Raw genomic sequence first — 24228 nt, forward strand, 5'->3', positions numbered from 1 at the left:
AGTTGGCTTTTACTCCTTCGTCGCTAATTTTAGCCAACTATTTTATAGCCTGTTAATAGGGCGTCAGCCATACGTCAATTCAGGAGTTTCAATTGACCTCTCAAAAAAGTGATAAAAATACATTAGAAGAAAAAATTGAGGACAAACGCCTTTACAGTATTGGAGATACTACAAAAAGTGGTTCCGAGATTTTTGGTATATATGCCAGTTCAGTCCATTATATACTATTCTGGGGTGAAAATGGTGGAATTGGCTGGGAAATAGATAAATTAAGTCACAGTGCAAATAACGTGCTTTCCGAAGCTAAACGCATAATGACCCTTGCTATGAGTACACTAACTTCTAACAGAGTTTCAGTTGTTAATCGAATGTTGGCAGACATAATTTCTACATCTTTAAGCACTAAGGATTATGAACCCACTGATGATTTATTTGATGAAGTTGAAGGCTATATTGAAAAACACAAAGATGAAATAATATCGATTGTTTCAACAGGACCTCGTTTTACGATATACAGAGTTAAGGACGATCTAATTCAATGGAGTCACTCTAAACTTCCTGAATCTTTGAGAAAGCCTGTTGAAGATTTCAATGCATTACAGTCTCTTGCTACATCTGTTTTACCTAAATCTCAACGCAAATCAGTTTCTAGGTTGCTCAGCGCGTCGCTATCTAGTGCTTTTAGACAAGAAACAGTACCTGACAATGTCGACCTATTTGAAAAGCCTAGAAAATTTATAAGCTCAAAAATAGAAAGCCACCTTAAAATAAAAATATTCTATGTCAGTCTATTTACTACCATTAGCATGCTGATTTTACTTTTATCTGGATATTTGTACTTCAATAGTGGGCTTGTGTATTTTGCTGGAGCTAGTGCCGGCATTTTAGGTACGATGGTTTCATCGTTGCAAAGAAACAATAAAATTTCTATCGACCCTTACACCAGTCCTTTAGGCCTATATAGTGAGGGGATATCGAGGATATTTATTGGTATTGTGTTTGGTTTGTTTATTATTTTTTGTGCTAACTCTGAGTTGGCTTTAGCGCCGTTCAAAGATGATATATATGCTTTGGTTTGTTTTGCTTTTATTGCAGGGTTTAGTGAAAGGTTTGTGCCTGATTTAATGTCATCAGTTGCAGGTAAAGTCAAAAGCAATTGCTAACAAGATAATTATGTGTGGGACGTATTAAGTTTGGCTCACGCTCATTTTTCGCTAATATTAGCCAATCTTAATGCGCTCCATATTGCTGCAACCGATGAGCAGTTGGAAAAGTTGGCTGCTAGGCAGAAAAAGTAACTGTTGTTTTTTAATTGAAGAGCCAGCGCAAGCTGGCTTTTTTGTGCTTGGCTTGCGTGAAATACACCATAAGCATCTATATGCCGATTTGGTGTTTTTAATAAATGGATGAAAAACGACATTACGATTATTTCTTTATCTTTTTGGTGATTATGGTTTACAGTAGTGTTAAGAACCCGAAAGTGGTTTAGATTAGTATGATAACTTGGGCACGAGTAAATTAACTGTTAGGTTTTCAAGGAGGATTTATGACAGAGAAATTATTATTAGCTTTAGTAGCCGGTCTATTACTTTGGGTTGTCAAATCTACAGTATCACACTGGATAAAGAGAACTCGCTTTAGAGCTGCTCTTTTAGTTGATATTAAATCTCATTTGGAGGGAGCAAAGGAACAGAAGGGAGCAACTAAAGTTTTAGTTGAAGAAACTATTGAAGTTGGGAAAAAAGTTCCTTTTCCTATTTCCTATTTTATAGACTCGTACAATTTCTATTCATCTGTTCAAAAGGAGTTGCCTAGCTATCTAACTAAGGAGGAGCTTGTTAGAGTTATTAAATTCTATCAAGCGATTTGGCAACTCGATGTATCCGTTAATGGATTAGCCACCACAATTGGGATTTGGGAGAGAGATGGTGAAAACATCACAAACGCAAACATTGCCCATCTTAAGAAGCGACTTGCTAGAATTACGTCATTTTGTGATTGCCTCACCTCAAAGGAAGTCAATAAAATATTCGATTTACCTGATGATTATAGGCAAGTTAAAGACGCAGAAACAGTTGTAGCAAAAACCTAACAAAACAAGTCAGCGGGACACTAACATGCAGGCTCCCGTCACTTCGTTCTGTATCTTAGCCTACGTGTTATTGCCCCTGCTTGGGGCGTTACCGCCTCAGAGTTTAAGCTCCAATTAAGGATTAGAAATGAGTGAACCAATTACTATAAAAAAGCTCATAGAGCGAATTTCTAGTGGAGATATTAGAATTCCGGCTTTCCAGCGTGATTATGTCTGGGAGCCTGATCAAGTGTCTTTTTTACTTGACAGTATTTACAAGGAATTTCCAATAGGTACTGTTATATTGTGGAAGACCGACAATCGTCTCGATTCCGAAAAAAGACTAGGCTTTTTTGACCTTCCTGAACCTCAAAAAAACTATCCTGTAAATTATGTGCTTGATGGTCAGCAGAGACTTACTAGCTTATTTAGTGTGTTCCAAACCGAATTAGAGCCTGTCTCAGATGAATGGGTCGATATCTATTTTGATATTCGTGCAGAAGATAACGTTCAGGAGTCGCTATTCTTAGCTCTAGATGATACAGAGGTAGACTTAGCTAGACATTTTCCTGTAAAGACCTTTTTTGACTCTGTGGCATATAGGAAAGCCACTTCCAATCTTTCAGATGATGATGTGGTTAGGCTAGATGAAGTCCAAGATAAATTTAGGACGTATTTGATACCAAACGAAATTTTCGAAACTGACGACAGAAATAAGGTGGCGATCGTATTTGAAAGGATCAATAGAGCTGGTACAGAACTGAATATTTTCGAGTTACTGGCGGCTTGGAGTTGGTCGGATGATTTCGATTTGGTTAATAAATTTGAGGATCTTCAAGATAATATTGCAGATCATGGTTTTGAAGACTTCTGCAAAGAGCGTGATCTCCAACTAAGAATATGCTCTGGAGTCATAACTGGCGAGACCACTCCGAAAAATATACTGGATTTACAGGGGGAGGAAATACGTTCCCGTTTTGATGAAATCGAGAGGGGGATTCTAGGAGCTCTTGATTTTTTGAAAAGAGAAATTGGAGTAAAGCATTATAAGATGATTCCGTTCCCAGGATTATTGGTTCCTCTGAGTACATTTTTTGCAACAGAAAAAGCTGATGGGGTTTCCTATACCAATAAACAAAAAGATGTCTTGATTAAATGGTTTTGGCGATGCTTATTTAGCCGTAGGTTCTCATCTGACGTAAATGAGAGGCAGGCGACAGATATCGTAAATATGTTAGGTTTGAAGGCGGATGAGAATTTTGACTTTAAATTTCCTAAAGACGAAATCCGTTTTGACTTTTTAAACTCAAATTTTTCCTCAGGCAATGCGAATTCAAAGATTCACATTCTCTTACTAAACTCTCAAAAGCCAAAATCGTTACTTAGCGGGGCAAATATTGATTTGGATAAAGTTCTAAAGAAAGGAAGTAAACACGAATATCATCATATATTTCCGAAAAAACATTTAGAGCGCTCAGGAGAAGAAAAGAAGAAAGTTAATACGCTTGCGAATATATGCTTTCTAACAAGATCAGATAATAACTCAATCAAAGATAAAGACCCTAAAAAGTATGGAGCTGAAATAGATACCACTAAAAGGGAAGAATATTTAAAAAGTGCTTTGATTCCGAGTGATTTTGATAAAGTCGACTACCATGAATTTTTAGCTAAAAGAGCAAAGTTGCTTGAATCGATAGCACAGGAGCTAATGGCGTAACAAAAAAGGCAGCGGTCGCTAATGGCGCCGCTGCTTATGGCTTTAGGTTTCATTAGAACATTGCACAATACTTAACAAGACAGGCATGTTTATGAACTCTCTAATTAAGCTTACTTAACAAGACAGGCATCGTTGCGTATTTATTTACCTAGTTTTTCGCTCTTCCAACTTAAAGGAGATAGAGCCAACATTTCATGTTAAGTAACATTTCTGCATTAAGGTCGTTTCTCTAGGTTGTCTTTGCTGCTTGCCTTTTCAGTAGTTTGAATGACTTAAGAAAAGCCTTTACTTAATGAGGTGGTATGAAGATAGTCACAAATTCAATTTTCGATAACTTAGAATTCTCGAGAAACATTACTAAAAATAGTGAGTGGTGTGAAGAAGCTAAAATCGTAACCGCATTTTTTACTGATGATTCACTTATCAGCATTATGAATAACAACGACGTTAATGTAACTTTAGTGGTTTCGCTTAGACCACCAACTTCATATGAAGCACTTTTACGAGTAAGCGCTCTTAAGAACGTAGATGTTCGCTTCTTAGGTAAAGAGTTACACTCAAAAATCTATGCTTTTAAAAAGGGAACTCAATTCAAATGCTCTATTGGGTCCTCAAACCTTACACGCGGTGGAATTTATGAAAATATAGAAACAAATGTGCTACTAGAAAATGAAGACGCTGAAAAATGTTATTCGCATATAGAACGGATTATCAATAGAAGCTATTCGTTGACAGCTAGTATACTTGATGAATACAAGGATGTTTACCAGTCATTTGAAGAGCATGATTTTAAATCGATTAAACCGCCACAAACATCGTTTGATACTGGCTACAATAAACTGTGGTTTGCTGTAGATTTAATATCCGATCTTGTTTCAGATGAGTTATCTGAGTATTTCCCGAGTATTCCGAAGTATTTAGTTATTGACCACTTTTGGCACTTCATTGTTAAAATTAAAGAAGACTTTCATGATGTAATCTCAGAAAAAATGAGAGGAGATTCTAATGAGTTGTATTTGGTGGAATTATTTAAAAGCTTTGTAAATTGGGATTTTGAGAATGGAGAACCAACCAAGGGTATTTTTCAACGCTCACTGAAGTTTAGAAAACTGCTTTTGTCTAAAAAAAATCTCACTGATGAAGAAATTCTGACGGTATTTAAAACGCTTCACTCCACACGCAGTAGAACTTTGCGATTTGCACATGATGTCAAGTTTCTCGAAGAAAACCCAAGAGCAAATATACTTGTTTCTATGAGGCACCTCGTAGACGAAAATATTGATCTCAATGAAAGAATTGAAGATTTGTCGAAACCTGAATATGCCTTGAAACTTTTCGGTACTTCTGCAATAGGAGAGTTTAATGGTTGGTGTTACCCTGAAAAATACCCAATTAGAAATAAAAAAGCAGATAAAGCACTCGAGATATTAGGTTACTGGTAGAGAGAAGACTAAACAAGACAGGCATATTTCTTTTTTCTAGACAGGCATGTTTCTGTATACCTACCTATCTGTGGCTAAACGAGACAGGAATGTTTGTTTGAATAGCATGACGGTTTGGGGACGAGTAAACAGTTATACATACACCAAAAGGAGCGATTAGTTGAAGCATTTATGGAAAGTTATTGCGGTTGCTGCAATTGCATTGACTTCCTTTTTCGGCGGTACACTATATGCGGTTAAAAACTACCATCAGGGTGTAACTGAAGGGTTCCTGGTCATGTCTGATCTGGAAGACTAAACAAGACAGGCATATTTCTTTTTTCTAGACAGGCATGTTTCTGTATACCTACCTATCTGTGGCTAAACGAGACAGGAATGTTTGTTTGAATAGCATGACGGTTTGGGGACGAGTAAACAGTTATACATACACCAAAAGGAGCGATTAGTTGAAGCATTTATGGAAAGTTATTGCGGTTGCTGCAATTGCATTGACTTCCTTTTTCGGCGGTACACTATATGCGGTTAAAAACTACCATCAGGGTGTAACTGAAGGGTTCCTGGTCATGTCTGATCTGGTGAGATCAAACCGTGTTTTCGAAGTTTCTCAGTTAATTAACCTCTATAAACAGAGCGAACAATCGCCTGATGAAGCTAAAGAATTCATGAAACGAATGATACTAATGAAGTTCACTGAAGAAGATAGGTTTAAAGGTGTTTTTGGAGAAAGAGTTGGCGGTGAGGATGGGTTGCTTTTAGCGAACTTGGAAATTGAAGAGTTTATTTCAGAATACCCTCTTAAGGAGTGTGAAACTGAGCCAAAAGAGAAGCAACTTGAATGTAATCTGAAACACATATTGCCCGAGGGGTAGTGTATGTATAACACATATGAGCCTCCAGGCTGTCAATTGTACTACAAACTAAAGAAAAACTAAAGAAGACAGGCACTTTATACTTCTGTGTGACGAGATATACATTTTGTGCGTGTCCAATTTCTTTTCTCTTGAGGTTTTAAAAAAGTGAATAATCCAGACGAAGTTTTTCATCATCTCAAAGATATACTGACTCCATATTCCAATGGCATGGTCGTGGTCACTGATAATCCCGATAATTTTTATTTGAACACGCATCACGTTATGAAAAACAAGAAGCCAATGTATTTTGGCTCAGTCAAAATCAATAAGAATTATGTCAGCTTTCATCTGATGCCCGTTTATGTATTTCCAGAATTATTAGAAAGTCTATCGCCAGAGCTTCAAAAACGAATGCAAGGCAAATCGTGCTTTAATTTTAAAGCAACAGATGCCAGACTCTTTCAAAAGCTCAAGGAATTGACTCGGGCAGGGTATGAAAAGTACCAAAAAGCAGGTTACTTGTAGTATCGGCCGGCGCTTAACGCGTGAAACTAAACAAGACAGGCATGTTTCTGTATACCCACCTATCTGAGTTGTTATTGAAAGCTATATTCCAGTAATAGCAAAGTCTATTGCACCTATTAGCAATTCGCGGGATTGGTCCAAAGAACCGATGCAGTCCTTGAGCACATCTTCGGGTATGGAACTCAGTTGTTGAGCCAGGAATAGGTACGTCTCGCCTTCGAATTCTATCTCCGGCGTTAGGTTTTTCATGTAAAGACTATTGCTAGTCTTATTCTTTGTCAGCGGTACAATTAACCTTGTTGCTAATTGGTCAATTACGGAGTTCTGAACATCTACAAGAAAAGGGTAAGCTTTATTAGTTTTTGAGCTTGGGTTTCTGTAAACATCAAACTGTGCCATTAGAAGTTCCTGTACTCATCACCTATACAGCCGTTCTCAGCAACAAACTCGTTATACGCAGCGATGGCAGCTTTGTTTTCTTTTTTCCATCTTTCTTCTTCAACGCTTTTTAACTTGTCTTTAAGTGCCTGTTCTAAGGTTGCAGACAGGTTAACTTTTAAGTCTCTAGCTTTTTGTAATAAGTCGCTGTTTAAGCTTAAATTAGTCGCTTTTTTTGGGGCATGGATGTCATATAAATCTTGCATACTATCACTCCAAATTGTTCTACATATTAAGTATACGCATAGAGATGCGCATTGCAAAAAATTAGGTTCTTAACAAGCCCGGGGAATTGTTATGTGGAGATGTATACATATAGTGCCTGTCTTACTCTCTATTAAATTGCAAAGCTAACCAAGTAATCGCATAGCATTTTGTCGGCCCTGAACCCGTTGCTGGTGTTGATTGTGTGCGTATTGCTCCAAGTAAGTCACTTTGCCGGCGGCGTGCTTAAAGCAGGTTTCAAACTGCGTGGTTAAAGTTATCCAATGTTCGTGTTCAATATTGAGGCGCTCTAAAATAGGGGGCAGATTATGCTGAACCTTACCGCGTTTGTTTGGATGAATATATCGGCTGGTTATATCTACAAGCTGTAAGTAGTGTGGAAGAGTAAAAGGTAAACCGTGTGGCATCTCTAGTCTTGGATTGCCTGCAAAAGGCATAAGTCTTTTCGGTGTTTTGCCTACCTTGGCTGCGTTAATTCGGTATTTAATACTGGTATGGTCCGATGTTTCAGGCGTTTTGGCCATCTTTGCTCGTACTGGGTTTAAATCAACATAAGCCATACAGGCGGCTAGGGCTGACTCATCGAGCAGCGCTTGAGATTTAAACCGTCCTTCCCAAAAATGCCCTGTGCAGTTGTCTTCTTTATTTGCGGCCCTGGCAATGTATTCATTTAGTGCACGCATAAACCAGCTGATATCAAATAGCCTTTTACGCCATACTTCAGCCGTTAACTCCACCGTTTTAATTTGGGTTTCATGTAATTCTTTACGAGCATCTGCTGACATATAGCGCTTCGAGAGTAATGTGCCTTTGTACAGTTTGTGCCATCGTTGAATCACGCCCTCTGTACTTAGTGCGTCTGCTTTCTCTTTGTTTACGTGCAATACCAGATGCGTATGATTACTCATTACTGCATAGGCACATACATCAATTGCAAACACCTCACTTAAAACATGAATACGGTCTTCTACCCATTGGCGACGATGTTCAAAACTTCTACCGTTTTCCTCACCACATAAAAAGGCACGACGTACACAGCGGGAAATACAGTGATAATAGGGTGTATCCGATAAACTAATTTGAGACTTTCGGGCTTTAGGCATTACATCTGTCTTACTCTGATTAACTTGTTCAGCAGTTTGAATAGGGATTTAAATTAAAGAAAGTGTACGAGGGGACAGTTTGTGATTTTTCTAGTTATGCCTGTCTTGTTAAGTTTTTAAGTCATGCCTGTCATGTTAAGTTTGAGTAGCATTCTGTCTTGCCTTACAGAGAAGGAGCAACATCGTCTAGCTAAGCTCTCAGGCAATATTGCCAAAAAAAATTAGTCACACTTTTGTCGTCTGTGGTTACTAAGTAATAACACTAAGTAAAAAGGACATTAATCACATGACAACTATCAATCAACACCTCGCTAAACACTATCGCAAGTATCAATTAATTGGTCTGCTAATTGGCTTTCTTATTGCCAGCTTTTCTATTGCAGCTCAGGATACTTTCACGGCTTCACAAAAAGGAAAGGGGCCCGCTATTATTTTTATTCCCGGGCTTATGTCAGACAGCTCTGTCTGGGACGATTTTGCAGAGCAGTTTGAACAAGCACACCAGGTGCACCAGATATCAATAGCCGGTTTTGCCGGTTCAGCGCCGATAAAGAACTGGTCTATTGACCGGGTAGTGGGCGAGGTAGCCCGCTATATTGCCGACAACGACTTACAAGCGCCACTTATAGTAGGGCATAGCCTTGGCGGGTTTGTTGCTCTCAAGCTCGCTGTCGATTATCCTCAAGCGGTGGGTAAAGTGGTCTCTGTTGATGGGTTGCCATTCTTAGCACCTATTTTCACCCGTGATCCTCAGACTAAGGCTGAAGATATGCGACAACGTGCTGAACAAATGAAACAGTATTATGCCGCACTCTCGCCAGAACAGGTACGGGAAAGCACTCGCAATGGCGTCTATATCCAAGCTAGGAACGAAGACGCTCAGGAAAAAATATTGGCAATGGCAGAGCGTTCAGACCCACGTACCGTTGGTATTGCGATTAGTGAGTTAATGACCACGGATTTACGGGAAGATCTTACGACAACGCAAACACCTATATTGGTGTTAGGTGCCAGTGGCGCATTTTCCAGCGAGCAAGAACATGAATTTGCTGAGCGTTTGTATCAACAACAGGTTTCTCAGGCACCGACAGCAAAACTTTTGATGAATAGAGATGCCAGGCACTTTATGATGTGGGAAGCGCCAGAGTGGGTGACGTCGCAGATAGCAAGCTTCATGTAATCTAAGGAAAGGAGAGAAGGCAACATGAATACGCTCGCCGCTGATGTTATCGAAGCTAAGACTGGCAATCTCAAAGCGTTTGAACGGTTAATTAATCACACGCGGAATATGGTTAGCAGTTTAGCCCTTTCAATTATCAAAGATGTAGATGCCAGTGAGGAAGTGGCACAGTTGGTCTACATTAATTGTTGGCAAAACCTAAGCTCGCTCAAAAGTGAAAATAGCTTTTTACCTTGGGTTAGGCAATCTACCCGCTATACAGCACTTAACTACATAAGAGACAACAAGCTTTCCAAACGTATTGGTGGTGACGAGGCCGATAAGTTACTCGCCTCTTACTGCACGCAGGATCAAGACCCTCAAGAGTACTACGAAACTGATACGATGAAAAAGGTGGTAGTACAACTCGTAGACAATCTACCCGAAGAGACAAGAGAAGTGGTTCTTTTGTATTACAGGGAGGAGATGTCCAGCAAGCAAGTTGCTGAACTGCTATCGATTTCAGAAGCTGCGGTACGCAAGAAATTGTCACGGGCAAGAGAGGTGTTGAAGCAAGATGCATTAACTAAAATGGGAAGCGCCATCTATGCAACGGCACCAGCGGTGACCTTCACCACAATGACGTTGGCAAACCTAACGATGAGTGCACCGGCTTCGGCTGCAACTGCAACAGGTGGTGCAACTGCAACGGGTCTGACAAAGTGGAGTTGGTTGCTGAGTGGCGCAGCTATTGCGTCATCCTTTGCGGCTGTTGTGGTCTTTCTAAGTTCGCGATTTCCACTTAAGAACATGCAGTCCGAGAGCAAAAAGAAGCAGTTGCTCAAACTGCGTAACTTAACCATAGTTTGGATCTTATTAAGCGGTATACTTCTGTCTGCGGCTTATGAATTTACCAAAGGCGCCGCAGCGCCGATTGGCGCGTTTACCGTTTTTTCTGCAGGACTTTATGTTTTGAGTAGACGCTCTCAGTTGCTTATTGAATCTGACGAGGGAGTAAAATCTCGCAGGAGATTTTGGCACCCTAACTTGAGTAGAGCGTGCATTTTACTGGGGGTAGTCGCGGGATATACTGGGCTTTTTATTGGCCTTATCAATAATGGACGGCTATAGTACTCTAGCGCTGGTCCAGCATGTTGTCCTAATTTCGAAGTTTAAACAAGACAGGCATCTTTATGTAGTCGCGCAGCGATATATTATTTGGGCTTATTCATTGAAAGAAAAAGATTTAATTATTTACGATGGAGTGTGTAACTTCTGTAACGGAGCTGTCGCATTCATTTTGAAGCGCGACAAAATGGAACGCTTTATTTTCTCCCCAATGCAGTCAACTTACGCTCAGGAGGTTATAGAACGCTATAAAGTCGATACAGTAGGTGTTGATACTTTCATGTTGGTTAAAGACAGGAAAGTCTTTCTGTGGTCAGACGCAGCACTTGAAATCGCCAAAGATTTAAGTGGTTTCTGGTTTTTGTTCGGCATATTCAGAGTTTTACCAAGAACATTTAGAGACCTGTTCTATAAAGCCTTTGCTCGTAATCGCATCAAGCTTTTTGGTGGTACACAACACTGTCAAATACCCAATAAAAAGGTACTAAAAAGGTTCAAAGGCCTAGAGTAATCGCTAAAGACATCATGTTACAAATTGGTTAAAGCCTTAAGCTTAAAAGTTGACTAAACTAGTTTAAACAAGACAGGCATTTATGTGTCTTTGTAGTTTAAACAATACAGGCATTCTTGTGTCTTTGTGTTAGGCATTTAAAAGGAGAGTTTAAATGAATGGTGTTTATCGAATTCTTATCGCTCTGGTTCTTCTAGTCGCAGCTATCGCATCTTACAGTATGGGTATTCAGTCAGGTGTGTTTCTATTCATCATTTTGGGGCTTGTTCTAGAAGGGGCATTTTGGTTCGGCATGTTTTCAGCCAAAAGGCGGAACGAAGCTTAGCGATATGTACCGGCACTTTTAGAACTATAGAAGATAGGCACTTTATGTAATATTTAATTATGCCTGTCTTGATTAGTTTATTATGCCTTACGTGAACGTACAGATTACTAAAGGTGCAAGTCGCGAGCAGAAGGCTGAAATAGTGAAAGATATCACCGGCTCATTAGAACGAGTTTTAGGTAAAAAGCCGGAATAAACGCACGTTGTAATTCAGGAGTTTAAAATGAGGACTGGGGCTTCGCAGGTAAACTCAAAGACGACTGGAAAAAAAGCGAATCTTAACGTTACTAATGCTTGTAGGTAAATTCACGTCTAAAGTCTTTATGATACAGAACTAAGAAAGACAGGCATTTTAAGCTCCATTGTGCCTTACTTAAGTAAAAACGACATTTCAAAATAACTCCCTAGGAAAAATGTTTCATTATGAATGTAGAGATAGTAAAAGCTGATTACAAAAATAAACAACACGCTCGAGATATCCCGTTTCTTCTAAACGAATACGCTTGTGATCCTATGGGGGGAGGAGATCCGCTAGCAGAATCCACTATGAAAAACCTTTCTGTTAAGCTTTCTAATATCCCGCACGCTTTTAGTGTTTTAGTATACGTTGACGACAGCCCGGCAGCGTTAGCTAATTGCTTTGAAGGGTTTTCAACTTTTGCTTGCAAACCTCTTATCAACATCCATGATATCTGCGTTCATAAAAACTATAGAGGGCTGGGGCTTAGTCAAAAATTATTGGAAAAAGTGGAGTCGATAGCTAAGGAACGTGGTTGCTGTAAAATTACCCTTGAGGTACTGAGCAATAATGATGTTGCTAAAGCGGCGTATAAAAAATTTGGATTTAGTAGTTACGAATTAGACCCAGAGGCTGGCAGCGCTGTTTTTTGGCAAAAAGCCTTGGATGCATAATAACTCCACACACACGGAACACAAAACTAGACAGGCATGTTCGCGTAGTGCCTTACATATAAAGGATTGTTCTTGAAAAGTCAGAACGCTAAAAGGAAGTTATGAAATTTAGAAGCATAGTTTTATTGAAGTATCTTGGGCTTCTCCCCATCGTTTTTTTGCTTATTGTGGTAAGTATCTTAGGTGAAAATCACAGAGCTAAAGAGCTTGTTGAAAATTATCTAGAAACTGTGAAGGTGGGCTTTGAAGCTGAAAAATGCATACCTCTAAACTTCAAGAGTTCAAGTGTCGACGATCAAAAACTATCTTGTGAAGATCAAAGTTTTTTATTTTTGATTTCCCTAATGAAAACCCTCGAATTAAAGGACTTTAGTAGTGTTGTATACTCGACTGACTTGAGTAAATACTGGACTCCTTTTAGTTCAAACAACTTTGTTTCTGTTCACGTTACCTTTGAAAACCTAAGCGAAAATACTCTTAGTAACATTATATTCGTTGTTAAACGAGATGGACTATCGTGGACGATTGATAAAATTGATATTAACAGTAAAGAACTAGTCAGTGTTTATGAAGAGTTCAAGGCTTTAGACTTGTCCCGTTATGTAGAAGTTGCTGACGATACTTTAGAAATAAAGAGTAACTATCTGAAAAAAGGCAGCCTGTCTTACATTGACAAGATGGTGATAAAATACAATCTACAGAGGTTGAATGAGTTTCTCAAAGATAGCTGATGCTAAGCAAAACTAGACAGGCATCTTGTCGGGTATGTTTTGGGGGAACGCACGGGTAGGTTAGTTTGCGTTTTAGCGCATTGCTTAATGCATCGCTTGTTATTGTCTCGCTAGGTGTAACGTACTTCTTAGAGTCATTGTATGCTTAGCAACATACAGTCAGAAATACATGGAAAGTGAAATGTGGTTTGAAGATATTGAGTTAGAGTCTGAGAATATAAAGCTCACTCCGTTAACAATGGAACATGCAGATGCTTTAGTGAACGCAGCAAACGACGGTGAATTGTGGAAGCTATGGTTCACCTCTGTACCAAGCGCTGAAATTATTGATGACTATATTACGACAGCACTAGAGCAGAAAGCCAAAGGGCTATCGTTACCGTTCGTGGTTATAGACAAAGCGAGTGAAGAGGTTATCGGCTCAACACGCTTTTGTAATGCTGACCTTTTAAATCAAAGGGTGGAAATTGGTTACACCTGGTACAGCAAAAGCTATCAGAAAACATCATGCAATACCGAATGTAAGCTACTTCTTCTTACACACGCTTTTGAAAACCTCGAAGCAATCGCTGTAGAGTTCAGAACAAACTGGCATAACCAAGCTTCACGTAATGCTATTGCGCGTTTAGGTGCTAAACAGGATGGTGTGCTAAGGAATCATCAAAAAATGCCAAATGGTGGTTATAGAGATACGGTTGTGTTTTCAATCATTAATACAGAGTGGCTAGCTGTTAAAGATAACTTAACTTTTAAGCTTTCAATGTATAACTAATAAAGAGTGAAGTGCTGGTATTGTTTCGTTTGTTTAAGGCTGTTTAAAAGGAAAAACTATGGAACCCATCAATAAGTTCTGCCCTAGATCTGGCAAGCCCGTAAAGCCCGATTCGCTTGCCGAATACAGGGGCTATACCGTTGGCTTTTGTAATCCAGGGTGCAGTAGCGATTTCGCCAAAAACAGCGACGAATGCCCAAACGATACTCAATACTTTGATGTGCTAATAAAAGAAAACCATGAAAAATGAAAACATTCATAATAGCGTTTTTATGCTTTTTTATAAGTAGTGTGGTTGCCGAAAGCAATTTAGATGAAAGTGCGTTTACTCAAAGGTATGTGAAGGCTGTTACCACCAAACCAGAGGTTGTGAGTGCGCGAATAAAAGACCGTCTAGAGGTTGAGATGACTTACAGTGGTGGAGGAACGTCTACCGCATATCTCGATAATGCCTATATGAATTACCTTTCTGACCCAGAAGAGCTCGACGTAATTATAGAAACGTACATCAGTGCGTTAACAAAGAACAGTAATGACGCTAAAGCCAACATAGATAAAGCGAATATTTTTCCCGTAATAAAAGATTCAGGTTATATAAACCATATAACTGAATTGATGAGCGAAGATGAGCTGCCTTTCTTTTATGAAAAGCTAAATGATGTTCTCTATATTCTTTATGCCATTGATACACCTTCATCTATCAAGTTCATACCGAAAGAAGACATTGCTAACTTAGACGTAAAAGAGGAAGAGCTTAGGGACCTCTCAATGTCTAATTTGATGAATACTATTGAGTCACTACAAATTAAAGGAGACCCTTCGACCATCTCGATGATTGTGGCCGATGGCACTTACGAAGCGTCTTTTCTAATTTATGATGCGCTTTGGACGAAAGAAAACTTTCCGGTGAAAGGCGATATAGTTGTTTATGTACCCTCTAGAGACGTTGTAATTGTAACGGGTTCAGAAGATACGGATAGTATAGAAACGGTGAAAGGGATAGTGCACAACCCGGAAAATCAGTGGCCTCATTCAGTAACAAAAACTGGGTTTATTCGCAAAGATGAGAAATGGCTTAAGTTTCATGATTAGCTGGGTACACGCTATAGAATAATAAGCGTTTCTCGATGCCTTTTGCTAAGGTAATAAGGAAAACACCGTGACTAAAATTTTAATATTCGGAAATTCCGGTTCTGGCAAATCTACGCTAGCGCGCCGTTTGTGTGAAATTCACGGTTTAGCACATTTAGATCTCGATACCCATGCATGGAAGCCCTCAAGCCCACCAGAAAGAAAACCGATAAAGGAATCGAAACAAGAAATACAGGCTTTTACCGCTTCTAATGAGACTTGGGTAATTGAAGGGTGTTACACAGACCTACTTAAGCTTGTAGAGAGGCAGTCTTCAGAAATTATATTTATGAATTTACCCATTGAGTTGTGCATTGCTAACGCGAAAGCAAGACCTTGGGAGCCCCATAAATACGATACCAAACAAGCGCAAGATAATAATTTACCTATGCTGATAGACTGGATTGCCCAATATACAAAAAGAGACGATACGTTTTCTTATACTGCTCACCAGCAGTTTTTTGAAAACTATAGCGGCAATAAAAAAATGATAACGCAAAATATACCGCACCAAGCCAGTTAAAACATTATTCGGCTTATGGATAGAGACTTCGCATAACTACTTTAAGCGCAATAAAATCATGGAGGACACCATCTTGTATAGCTTTTTATCTTTTACAGGGATAGCAGCATCGGTTTGGATAGTTTTAGGTATTTACATCGCTTCTCGTTTTTATCCAAACTATAGCCATACGAAGCAGTTTTGTAGTGAACTTGGTGCGTTTGGTAGCCCAACACAGAAACTCTCTCCTGCAATCAATAATTACCCGTTGGGCTTATTGTTCGCTCTGTTTGGGTATTACCTTATAAACTCACATCCAGACCATATGCCAACTATGGTTATCGGTGCAATGACAATAATACATGGCATCTGTACTTGGGTTTGTGGCTACTTCCCAATGGACGCCGACCCATATACAACAACACCTTCGAAAAGTTGTAAAATCCATACGTGGTCAGGGCTAATAATGTTAGTTTCGTTTATCGTGGCGCCGCTGATCGTTACTTTTTCTAGCTTCTATGCTTGGCCGCTGAGGATTCTGTCTGCATTAAGCGTTATTGGCTGCGTTTTCTTTTCATATAAATTAGCAAAATCCCTTGAACGAAAAACTGTACCAGGGCTTTATCAACGCCTAAGTTACGGATGCCAAATTCTTTGGCTGTTAATCTACTCAATATTCATGATTTTATAGAGCCGTACAATGAACACTCGCTTTAAAAGCTCTATCCCTCTAGCTTTCTTATGCTTAGCATCACTTTGGTGGTGGTTTTACTATTCCTCCTCGAACTTTATCAACGACTATGGTGATGAAAAGCACGAGTGGTTGTTTATGCTAGACGCCTTACTAGTGCTGCCAGTCCTGTGTTTTTTGTGCGAGCCAGATAAGCAAAAAGCGGTTTTGAAAGCCATTATATTGTGTTGTAGTGCGGTTTTTATTGGCGCCATTATCATTCCAGAACAAAACAAGGTGATGTTTCACTACCTTGAAAGTGGCCGCTACTTTGCTATCGGAGCTTTATTAGCAATAGAAATAGGTACCTTAATAACGGTAAGTGTTGCAGTTCGCGCACTTCTTATTAAAAAAGAAGACCCCGATTTAGCGTTGCAAATACCTATAGAACGTATCTTTGGCTCATCATTGCTTAGTAACTTATTTCAGTTCGAGGGGCGTATGTGGTCTTTCGCATTACTCGCTTCACGTATTAAAAGCAGTACATATTTAGGTAATCAGCATTTTTACTATTATAAAAAAGATGGGGCGCAAAGTAATTTGATGGGCTTCATTGTGGTCATGATGATGGAATTGCCGCTTATGCATCTGCTACTGCATTTTGTTTGGTCTAGCGCAGTTGCCAACATAGTTTCGGCCTTTACCCTATTTGGGTTAGTGTTTTTCTATGCTGAATATAAAGCTGTGGCAATACGGCCCATTTCGATTTATAAAGATAACCTCATTGTTCGATACGGGTTGTTTCAACCGTTTATAATCACTTTTTCAAACATCTCTGATATCAGCACAAACACAACGTTCGTGAAGAGAGATAAGGGTATAAAACGGTTTAACTATTCGGGTGTACCTAACGTGAAAATAAAGCTACATTCACCTATAAACGGTAAGCATGCCGTATACTTAGGTGTAGACTCACCTGATTTACTAATAGAAACAATAAAACGACAACTATGTTCTTTTTCAACTAACGCTAACGAGCAATCGAAGCTTTGAAGCTCAAATGTTAGCAAGGCGATAAGTGAAACCTAGCTTAGCGTTTGAGTAAAGCTAAGCACAAATTAAACAAGACAAAGCACAAATTAATCAAGACAGGCATCTTTATGGCGTACAAGTACTAATACACGCCTTATCCATGATTAAACCGTCTAGAACGAAACAAGGAAGTCACATGAAGTATGAGTAAACAAGACAGGCTTGTTTCGCTACATTCTTTATGGAGCATTAGGGTTACAAGGAAAGTATGTACAAATCTGGTCAATATGTCCTAAACAAAGGGTTAAGTCCTTTATCTAGAATATTACTCGGTAGTATTACAGGGTTGTTTGGTGTTGTTATGATTTTAATTGCGCCAGAAATGAGTAAGCCAATCGGAATTTATGTGTTTGGTGCTTTCTGCTTAACCATTTTTGTAATGTGTATCACTACTGGAAAGTTACGTAATTACTTAGGTCGAGTAATTGGTTTAACTGTATTTGGGTTATCTATTTGGTATTTACTAGGGCAACTAGGAAATGGTGAGTTAATATCAGGCAAGAGATCTGAACCATCTTTATTCAATGCGATATTATTCTTTTTCGCTTTTGGCTTTCCAGGTATTTGGTTTGCAATTAAAGGTAAATTTCCAATTAAAAATAATAGGTAACTACCGAGTGAGCGTAACACTAACAAACATCTATTAGCACCATTGCGTTAGCTAAACAAATGAGTAAACAAGACAGGCTTGTTTCGCTACAAAGTTACAAATTTCATACCTGTCTTATTCGCACTGTTTAAGGAGGTTGTGAATGAAGTATTTTATTCGGTTATGGATAGTATTAATTAGTGTTGTTGCGTTAACTAGCTGTGCCACTTGGGTTAGGCAAGGAGCAATGGAGATAGAGCATAATGTGTATTATGCAGAAATTCATGGTGGTACAGCAGGAGCGACGCAAGAAAATAAAAAACTAATGCATATTTTTGCTAAAAGAGTATGTGGGGATGACTTTAATATTGTAGAAACTAAAAGTGGTTCAATGTTTAGCGAAAGTCAAATACCAGGCATGAATTGCGGAACATATGGATGCCAAGATCAATTCGCACTTAGTTATAAGTTTAGCTGTATAAATTCCCCTGCTAAATCTGAAAGAGCTCTACTTTCAACAGCCCCACATAATGTATTTAGCGATTATAAAAATAACGAGCAGCTATTTGACTCTATGAACGCTGACTCAGTAGTAGAGTGGGCTATTACTCCTTTTGGTATTCCTGATAAAGTAACTCAGGTGGATAAAAAAGCCTATGTTGTCGAATATGCTTCTAAAAATGTAAGAATTTTTCTTAATGAGGAAACCAAAGGAACTACATACTCTAGAACGGACACTATAATCATTGATCTCAAGAAAGCACAATAACAAGTTACCCAAAAGGTCGCAAAACAGCAAGGTTGCGCTCCTTAGCCGCTAATTTTAGTAGACTAAGATTGCCCCATTTAGCTTGGCACTATTCATTCATGGAGATTTGATTTATATGGAAGAAAAAATAGATATACTTTTTTACCTGTTTGGTACGTGCATGATTTTGTGGGTACTCAGAACCGCTTTTACGATCAAGAAATTACTATTTCCCAGATTAAATGAAAGATTTGTCAAACGAATTAACGATTGGGACAGTAAAGCTGAATACAACTCTATCCTCGAAAACGTAGATTCTTATATAAAAATGTTTCCTGGAGAGTCTGACTTCGTGTGGGCTAAAGCACGGGCTTTATACAAGCTCGATAAACATGACGACGCCCTTAAACTTTTTGAAAGGTTAAGTAAAACAGAACCAAGCTGGAAAGAAAGTGCTGACGGTTACATTAATTGTATCAATGACCAACGTAATGAATAACGATCGAATAATTTTTCTCGCGGGCTTGCCGAAACAATAACACAGGGTAGTTATGCGATATCTGTTCATATTATTGGCGAGTATATTACCATTTAATGCATTTGGTGATGCAGAAAGAGAGAGGTTTGATTGTTTAAAGATGCCCTTAATGGTGAATGGAAACAATGAAGGTATGTACTTTATAGAGAGTGATTTCCATAATGATATTCTGGGGTTAATTGAAACCGAAGTACCTCTATTAGATATAAACCAAGCAACGTCTAAAGTTCAAAATTGGTTTAAATCTAAAAATAGAAACATGGAGTCAGGTATTAAGAATGTTACTTTAAAACAATACGATTGTTTGGTAAGCAATGAACTTAAATTCATGCAGGTTTTTATATTCTTCCTTGATAACCCTGAAAACATCGTAGGAGTTACTATGCAAGGAAGGCTTATTGAGCGTCAACCTATAAAATAATGTGCTTAAGCCAAGATGTTTAATCAGGAGAATATGCGGTTGATTGTCTTTCGTATCACTTTCAGCTTTTAGGTAATTAAACAGGACAGGCTTCTTTGTCCCTTCGTTTCTTATAAACTAGCAAAATCCCTTGAACGAAAAACTGTACTAGGGCTCTATCAATGCCTAAGTTACGGCTGCCAGATTCTTTGGCTGTTAATCTACTCGATATTCATGGTTTTATAGTGTCCGTGCAATGTTTGTTATGCTATTTTCAACTAACGTTAACGAGCTATCGAAGCTTTGAAGCTCAAATGTTAGTAGGGCGATAAGTAAAACGCTAGATTAGCGTTTGAGCAAAAATCAACAGGGAGGTTTTCATGAAAAGCGTTTTACTTTCAGCGCTTATTTATTTGTGGTCGATACAAGTATTTGCACAAACTGATTTAGAAAAACTTGGCAGACAATACTTTAATGCGTGGTCAGCAACGCAATCTCCAAATGCTACAGAGCATGATTTAGATAAATATCTATCGTTTCTTAGTAGTGACGTCGCTCATCAGCATTTACCGTACGATTCTGACGATTCCCGCATGCCCAATGGTAAAGCGCGCATTCGCGAGGGGATGCTTTATTACTTAGGTGCACACGTCTCTTATACCGCCCAACTTAACCACATTATACCTGCGCACAATGCGGTAGCTATTTCATACACTACAACGAGTAAGGGCATTCACCCACAAACCAAAGAGCTAGTTGAACTCCAGTATCAAACATTGGAAGTTCTAGAGATTGAAGATGGTAAAGTCGCTGTGATAAGAAAATACGAAGAGTAATGGTAAGGCATCAATCATAGTGTTATTTTTTACTTTATCGAGATGTTGGCCTAGTAAGCAGTCATGAAGAGTTTAGGCTTTGCGCTAATCTTCGAAACTTGGTCGGTTAATTGCGAACCTATAGATGTTTAGGCTATTCAATACAGCGCTTTATACGGAAAATTATGTTCAAGAAAATTTTAAAGGGATTTGGAATCGCGATACTCTCCCTTGTCGTTTTGTTTACCCTAGTCGCTGTATGGTCAGGCTATAAATCCTCTCAGTATGAAGAAACAGCCATTCCCTATATGGATACTGCAATAGAAGATATTTCCACATGGGAATTAGAGACGTTTAAAAGATATCTTACTGAATCTGAGCTTGAAAATATTAATGAGAGCGATCTAGAAAGGCTCATAAGGGCTTTATCAAAAATGGGTAAGTTAGTTGAAATTGGTGAGTATCAGTTCAACACAGTGACATCACGAGCGCTTGCAGGGGGAGGGTCGGGCACCTTTGTTACCTATACAGTACCTGCTGTATATGAGAATGGAGACGCTATACTAACTATTACTCTCAAAGAAGAAGATACTTCCTTTTCTGTTTATCACTTTAAATTAGATTCGCTGGCGCTGTTTGACTAACGAATATGTGTAGTTCATTAATATGTCCAGTTTAATACTTCCACTATTTACGCATGTACTTCTTTGTACTGTACTTTACGCATTACTCACCATAGCTCGCGCCCCCGTTGTGTGGGGAGTGGGGCAGACCAAAGATGGTTCAAACCCTTTTAGCAATATTCAGCCTAAGATCAGTGGGAATCTAAGCAATCAATTCGAGTGGCCAATATTTTTTTACATTGCCAGTGTATTGCTTATAGCAATGGATAAGCCAACAGACAGTGTGCAAATCTACTTGGCTTGGGTATTTGTAATTGGCAGAGTGTTGCACAGCATTGTTCAAATATTTACCAACAATATTAGATTGCGTGGTATGGTGTTTACCATCAATTTTGTCGCTGTGTTGGCTATGTGGGCGATGATTTTTATTGGTGAAATTGGCTTGTAGTCCCGCCGTTAGACGAACCAGAATACCGAGTAAAGTGTGTCGTTAGCGACAAAATTAAAAGACAGCCACTGTTTAGTAAAAGCACCATTTAATAAAAGCACTATTTAATAAAAGCAAAAACGAGCATTAAAGTTATGGAAGACGTTTTAGAACCACTGGGCCGCTTTATACTTCGGATACTCAAATGGATAGTCGTAGAAGCTATCATTGAATTCGTTATAAAAGGGATAGGGCATATAGTGCTCAAACTTTTAACCTTTGGCAAATATCCGCGAGCGGGTAGAGACGAAGCAAGGACCTTCGGTGTTGGTTTAGTTAGCTCAATAGTTGTTTTTGTTTGCCTTGTACTGCTTGTTTAATATTTGGAAAAAGGATATTTACATGAAAATGGAAAAGTGGGCAAAAACGCGAGAGAAAGGAAAGCAGCACTTTGTTTTAGTTAACGGTGTTTTAGGGTGGGGCGTACCTACTGCCATCCTCTGGGCCCTACTAATGGAATTTCTTGACCCATTAGAAAATATTTGTGTGCGCCTAATCATCGCTTTGATCATTTTTCCCATTGCAGGTATCGCTTTTGGCCACTTAACGTGGAATAAATGTGAAAAAACTTACGAAAAACACGTAAGTAATACTCTGTAATTTCTCTAGTCTGGCTTTTTACTTATAACCCAGTAAAGTAAAAGTTCTAATTTCTACAAGCTAATTCAGAGAAGTACATGGAAGTATCGAAAGCAAGTATTCAAAAAGCAGTAGCGAAGAAGATCATCTCTGAACAGCAAGGCGTTGACCTCTACAGCTTCTTTCAGGCAGAAAGCCAGCATACTCCTGCTTTCACCTTTACCCACATTCTCTATTACTTGGGCGGCCTTATCGCTATTGGCGCCATGACTTTGTTTGTGAATTTAGGGTGGGAACAGTTTGGGGGGCTGGGGATAATCTTCATATCATTGCTCTACGCTGGTGTAGGGATAAAGCTTACTAACTCTTTAGCAAATAAAAACCTTATTATTCCTGCCGGTATTTGCGCAACCTTTGTAGTGTGTTTAACACCGCTTGCTATCTACGGTTTTCAACAGTGGCTTGGCCTTTGGCCCGAGAGCGATGCAGCTTATCGTCAGTTTCATACACGGGTTAAATGGCTGTGGTTGTACATGGAACTAGGTACATTGGTGACTGGGTTGATCGTAGCTTGGCGCTACAAGTATCCATTTTTGATAATGCCTATAGCTGTAACACTCTGGTATATCAGTATGGATGCTGTCATGCTTCTCATCGACCAAGACAACATGTGGAATTCATACACGTGGGAATTTCGCGCACAAGTATCTATGTACTTCGGCATACTCATGACCGCATTGGCGTTTTGGGTTGATTTACGGTCAAGGCACACTGCCGACTACGCATTTTGGTTATATTTATTCGGCGTTATTGCGTTTTGGGGCGGGCTTACTAGCCAAAACTCAGACAGCGAACTTTCAAAGTTTTTCTATTTTTGTATAAACCTATTCATGGTTGGGCTAGGCGCATTATTGGTTCGAAAAGTATTTGTGATATTTGGTGCGTTAGGAAGCTGTTTCTATTTAGGGCACTTGGCCTCGAATGTGTTTGAAGACAGTTGGCTTTTTCCTGTTGCGTTAACGGCTATTGGTCTAGGCGTGGTGTATATAGGAATATTGTGGCAAAAACATGAAGTTAAGATCACGCGTAAAGCCCGTAATGCGTTGCCAAAGCCGTTTCAGGAACTTTTAGAGAACAGGCTCAGGTAAAACGCTTAATTAAAAGCCAGGTAGTAAACAAACGCTATTTAATCGTGATAGCAGTTGGTATCGAATAATAAACATAAACAATAGCCTCGGCGAAAGCAGATAAAATATCTTAGAAAAGTGGCAAAGACGAAAGGTAGCAAACAGAAATGTCAGATAAAAAAGAAGAATTCAAAGACCCTACAAACCTTACAGCGTGGATTAAGTACTTTCTATGCTTTCAAGTTGTCCTTTCGTTCGTCGCTATCGGCTCAAATTTAATGGAGTACCAGCTTTTAACCGACTTTCAAAACGGCGTTTATTTTAGCCAAGAAATGGCGGTGGCCGATGCAGAAGCTAATGACATGAGGCAAGCCGTTATTGCTTTTTCTTACCTTGGCGTGTTTATCGTTTCTGGCGTTTTAATTTTAAGATGGATTTATCAAGCAAATCAAAATGCACGTCAATTTGGTGCGAAAGACATGGCGTTTTCGCCAGGCTGGTCGATAGGTTTTTATTTCATTCCCATTGTTTCTCTTTGGAAGCCCTATCAAGCGATGAAAGAAATCTGGCAGGCAAGTCAAAACCCAACTAATTGGCCAGTAGAAAAAGTAAGCTCTATCTTGGGAATCTGGTGGTTTTTCTGGATTGCAAATAGCATGGTGGGGCAGGCGGCATTTAGAATGTCTAGAAGAGCGGAAGAAATCTCTGAAATTATGAATGTGAATTTGGTCTCACAGGCCTCAGAAGTTATTTCAATTCCTTTAGCATTAGTTACCTGGTTAATGATTAAAAACGTTTCTAATACTCAGTTAGCAATGCAGGAGCGAAGTAATGAACAGCCAGAAATTGACGAAGTATCAAACCTAGAACCAGCAAAGTGAAGTTGACCAGCTTTTAATTTCGTTAGAATAACGCAATGCCCGCAGACAGCGGGTGTTTTTTCAAAAGGGTGTTTTAAAATACTTTTTATTGATTAAGTTAAAACGTTCTTGCACTACTAGTGCGTTATTTTCCAAT

At 39.0% G+C, this 24228-nt stretch carries 33 protein-coding genes; 30 read left to right on the forward strand and 3 right to left on the reverse strand.

Translation table 11 applies throughout. The annotated features are described in order from the left end of the window. Positions 1–92 precede the first annotated feature (92 nt). The 7 genes from ACYX4M_RS15965 to ACYX4M_RS15995 all read left to right on the forward strand — a co-directional run bounded on the left by ACYX4M_RS15965 (position 93) and on the right by ACYX4M_RS15995 (position 6606). Positions 93–1163 (forward strand): hypothetical protein, encoded by a 1071-nt coding sequence (locus ACYX4M_RS15965; protein ID WP_476080855.1) that lies wholly within the window; start codon positions 93–95, stop codon positions 1161–1163. Positions 1164–1546: 383 nt separating this feature from the next. After that, complete coding sequence (locus ACYX4M_RS15970; protein ID WP_476080856.1) at positions 1547–2092, forward strand: hypothetical protein; 546 nt, start codon at positions 1547–1549, stop codon at positions 2090–2092. A gap of 127 nt (positions 2093–2219) precedes the next feature. Next, positions 2220–3788 carry a GmrSD restriction endonuclease domain-containing protein gene (locus tag ACYX4M_RS15975; protein ID WP_476080857.1) on the forward strand — a complete coding sequence of 523 codons (1569 nt, stop codon included), beginning with the start codon at positions 2220–2222 and terminating at the stop codon, positions 3786–3788. Between the two features lie 302 nt (positions 3789–4090). Then, a complete protein-coding gene (locus ACYX4M_RS15980) occupies positions 4091–5230 on the forward strand; it encodes a phospholipase D family protein (protein ID WP_476080858.1) in 1140 nt (379 codons plus the stop codon). 160 nt (positions 5231–5390) lie between these two features. Next, positions 5391–5528 (forward strand): hypothetical protein, encoded by a 138-nt coding sequence (locus ACYX4M_RS15985; RefSeq protein WP_476080859.1) that lies wholly within the window; start codon positions 5391–5393, stop codon positions 5526–5528. A gap of 148 nt (positions 5529–5676) precedes the next feature. Next, the gene (locus tag ACYX4M_RS15990; protein WP_476073410.1) at positions 5677–6099 is read left to right on the forward strand and encodes a hypothetical protein; all 423 of its coding nucleotides are present in this window, start codon (positions 5677–5679) and stop codon (positions 6097–6099) included. A 147-nt stretch (positions 6100–6246) separates the two neighbouring features. Then, the gene (locus ACYX4M_RS15995; protein WP_474806948.1) at positions 6247–6606 is read left to right on the forward strand and encodes a hypothetical protein; all 360 of its coding nucleotides are present in this window, start codon (positions 6247–6249) and stop codon (positions 6604–6606) included. An 81-nt stretch (positions 6607–6687) separates the two neighbouring features. Here ACYX4M_RS15995 and ACYX4M_RS16000 read toward each other — a convergent pair whose 3' ends face one another. The 3 genes from ACYX4M_RS16000 to ACYX4M_RS16010 all read right to left on the reverse strand — a co-directional run bounded on the left by ACYX4M_RS16000 (position 6688) and on the right by ACYX4M_RS16010 (position 8372). Further along, complete coding sequence (locus tag ACYX4M_RS16000; protein ID WP_476054173.1) at positions 6688–7005, reverse strand: CcdB family protein; 318 nt, start codon at positions 7003–7005, stop codon at positions 6688–6690. Beyond that, entirely contained in the window at positions 7005–7250 is a 246-nt protein-coding gene (locus tag ACYX4M_RS16005) for a type II toxin-antitoxin system CcdA family antitoxin (RefSeq protein WP_039220515.1), read from the reverse strand. The genes ACYX4M_RS16000 and ACYX4M_RS16005 overlap by 1 nt, the downstream gene beginning before the upstream one ends. Before the next feature lie 144 nt (positions 7251–7394). Next, the gene (locus ACYX4M_RS16010) at positions 7395–8372 is read right to left on the reverse strand and encodes a transposase (RefSeq protein WP_476073412.1); all 978 of its coding nucleotides are present in this window, start codon (positions 8370–8372) and stop codon (positions 7395–7397) included. A gap of 286 nt (positions 8373–8658) precedes the next feature. On the opposite strand from ACYX4M_RS16010, the gene ACYX4M_RS16015 reads away from it, so the two are divergent. The 23 genes from ACYX4M_RS16015 to ACYX4M_RS16125 all read left to right on the forward strand — a co-directional run bounded on the left by ACYX4M_RS16015 (position 8659) and on the right by ACYX4M_RS16125 (position 24092). After that, complete coding sequence (locus ACYX4M_RS16015; RefSeq protein WP_476080860.1) at positions 8659–9552, forward strand: alpha/beta fold hydrolase; 894 nt, start codon at positions 8659–8661, stop codon at positions 9550–9552. Positions 9553–9576: 24 nt separating this feature from the next. Beyond that, positions 9577–10662 carry an RNA polymerase sigma factor gene (locus ACYX4M_RS16020; protein WP_476080861.1) on the forward strand — a complete coding sequence of 362 codons (1086 nt, stop codon included), beginning with the start codon at positions 9577–9579 and terminating at the stop codon, positions 10660–10662. A 100-nt stretch (positions 10663–10762) separates the two neighbouring features. Continuing rightward, complete coding sequence (locus tag ACYX4M_RS16025) at positions 10763–11170, forward strand: thiol-disulfide oxidoreductase DCC family protein (protein WP_476080862.1); 408 nt, start codon at positions 10763–10765, stop codon at positions 11168–11170. A 154-nt stretch (positions 11171–11324) separates the two neighbouring features. Beyond that, complete coding sequence (locus ACYX4M_RS16030; protein ID WP_474856266.1) at positions 11325–11495, forward strand: hypothetical protein; 171 nt, start codon at positions 11325–11327, stop codon at positions 11493–11495. An 82-nt stretch (positions 11496–11577) separates the two neighbouring features. Continuing rightward, the gene (locus ACYX4M_RS16035) at positions 11578–11691 is read left to right on the forward strand and encodes a tautomerase family protein (RefSeq protein WP_476073419.1); all 114 of its coding nucleotides are present in this window, start codon (positions 11578–11580) and stop codon (positions 11689–11691) included. 227 nt (positions 11692–11918) lie between these two features. Continuing rightward, a complete protein-coding gene (locus ACYX4M_RS16040) occupies positions 11919–12407 on the forward strand; it encodes a GNAT family N-acetyltransferase (protein ID WP_476073420.1) in 489 nt (162 codons plus the stop codon). Positions 12408–12508: 101 nt separating this feature from the next. Beyond that, positions 12509–13138, forward strand: coding sequence for a hypothetical protein (locus ACYX4M_RS16045; RefSeq protein WP_476080863.1), 630 nt, complete (start codon positions 12509–12511; stop codon positions 13136–13138). A 181-nt stretch (positions 13139–13319) separates the two neighbouring features. Continuing rightward, entirely contained in the window at positions 13320–13910 is a 591-nt protein-coding gene (locus ACYX4M_RS16050; RefSeq protein ID WP_476080864.1) for a GNAT family N-acetyltransferase, read from the forward strand. A 58-nt stretch (positions 13911–13968) separates the two neighbouring features. Further along, on the forward strand, positions 13969–14160 hold the full coding sequence (locus tag ACYX4M_RS16055) for a YHS domain-containing protein (RefSeq protein ID WP_476080865.1): 192 nt from the start codon (positions 13969–13971) through the stop codon (positions 14158–14160). Further along, positions 14157–15002, forward strand: a complete 846-nt coding sequence (locus ACYX4M_RS16060) for a DUF1444 family protein (RefSeq protein WP_476080866.1) — start codon at positions 14157–14159, stop codon at positions 15000–15002. Before ACYX4M_RS16055 ends, ACYX4M_RS16060 begins: the two co-directional genes overlap by 4 nt. Positions 15003–15069: 67 nt before the next feature. Continuing rightward, entirely contained in the window at positions 15070–15564 is a 495-nt protein-coding gene (locus ACYX4M_RS16065; RefSeq protein ID WP_476080867.1) for an AAA family ATPase, read from the forward strand. A gap of 73 nt (positions 15565–15637) precedes the next feature. Then, a complete protein-coding gene (locus ACYX4M_RS16070) occupies positions 15638–16234 on the forward strand; it encodes a DUF998 domain-containing protein (RefSeq protein WP_476080868.1) in 597 nt (198 codons plus the stop codon). Positions 16235–16243: 9 nt separating this feature from the next. Next, positions 16244–17266 (forward strand): hypothetical protein, encoded by a 1023-nt coding sequence (locus ACYX4M_RS16075; protein ID WP_476080869.1) that lies wholly within the window; start codon positions 16244–16246, stop codon positions 17264–17266. 247 nt (positions 17267–17513) lie between these two features. Then, a complete protein-coding gene (locus ACYX4M_RS16080; RefSeq protein ID WP_476080870.1) occupies positions 17514–17915 on the forward strand; it encodes a hypothetical protein in 402 nt (133 codons plus the stop codon). A 142-nt stretch (positions 17916–18057) separates the two neighbouring features. After that, positions 18058–18663: a hypothetical protein gene (locus ACYX4M_RS16085; protein WP_476080871.1), complete on the forward strand. Its 606-nt coding sequence runs from the start codon at positions 18058–18060 to the stop codon at positions 18661–18663. A gap of 115 nt (positions 18664–18778) precedes the next feature. After that, positions 18779–19141, forward strand: coding sequence for a tetratricopeptide repeat protein (locus ACYX4M_RS16090; protein WP_476080872.1), 363 nt, complete (start codon positions 18779–18781; stop codon positions 19139–19141). 148 nt (positions 19142–19289) lie between these two features. Continuing rightward, positions 19290–19601 carry a hypothetical protein gene (locus tag ACYX4M_RS16095; protein WP_476080873.1) on the forward strand — a complete coding sequence of 104 codons (312 nt, stop codon included), beginning with the start codon at positions 19290–19292 and terminating at the stop codon, positions 19599–19601. Positions 19602–19960: 359 nt separating this feature from the next. Further along, positions 19961–20416 carry a nuclear transport factor 2 family protein gene (locus ACYX4M_RS16100; protein ID WP_476080874.1) on the forward strand — a complete coding sequence of 152 codons (456 nt, stop codon included), beginning with the start codon at positions 19961–19963 and terminating at the stop codon, positions 20414–20416. Positions 20417–20580: 164 nt separating this feature from the next. Continuing rightward, positions 20581–21039, forward strand: coding sequence for a hypothetical protein (locus ACYX4M_RS16105; RefSeq protein ID WP_476080875.1), 459 nt, complete (start codon positions 20581–20583; stop codon positions 21037–21039). Positions 21040–21061: 22 nt separating this feature from the next. Next, positions 21062–21466 (forward strand): MAPEG family protein, encoded by a 405-nt coding sequence (locus ACYX4M_RS16110; RefSeq protein WP_476080876.1) that lies wholly within the window; start codon positions 21062–21064, stop codon positions 21464–21466. 381 nt (positions 21467–21847) lie between these two features. After that, entirely contained in the window at positions 21848–22105 is a 258-nt protein-coding gene (locus ACYX4M_RS16115; protein WP_476080877.1) for a hypothetical protein, read from the forward strand. A 77-nt stretch (positions 22106–22182) separates the two neighbouring features. Continuing rightward, on the forward strand, positions 22183–23232 hold the full coding sequence (locus ACYX4M_RS16120) for a DUF2157 domain-containing protein (RefSeq protein ID WP_476080878.1): 1050 nt from the start codon (positions 22183–22185) through the stop codon (positions 23230–23232). Positions 23233–23378: 146 nt separating this feature from the next. Beyond that, complete coding sequence (locus ACYX4M_RS16125; protein ID WP_476080879.1) at positions 23379–24092, forward strand: DUF4328 domain-containing protein; 714 nt, start codon at positions 23379–23381, stop codon at positions 24090–24092. The last annotated feature ends 136 nt before the right edge of the window (positions 24093–24228 follow it).

The sequence above is a fragment of the Alteromonas sp. ABV4_150 genome, assembly GCF_056311745.1.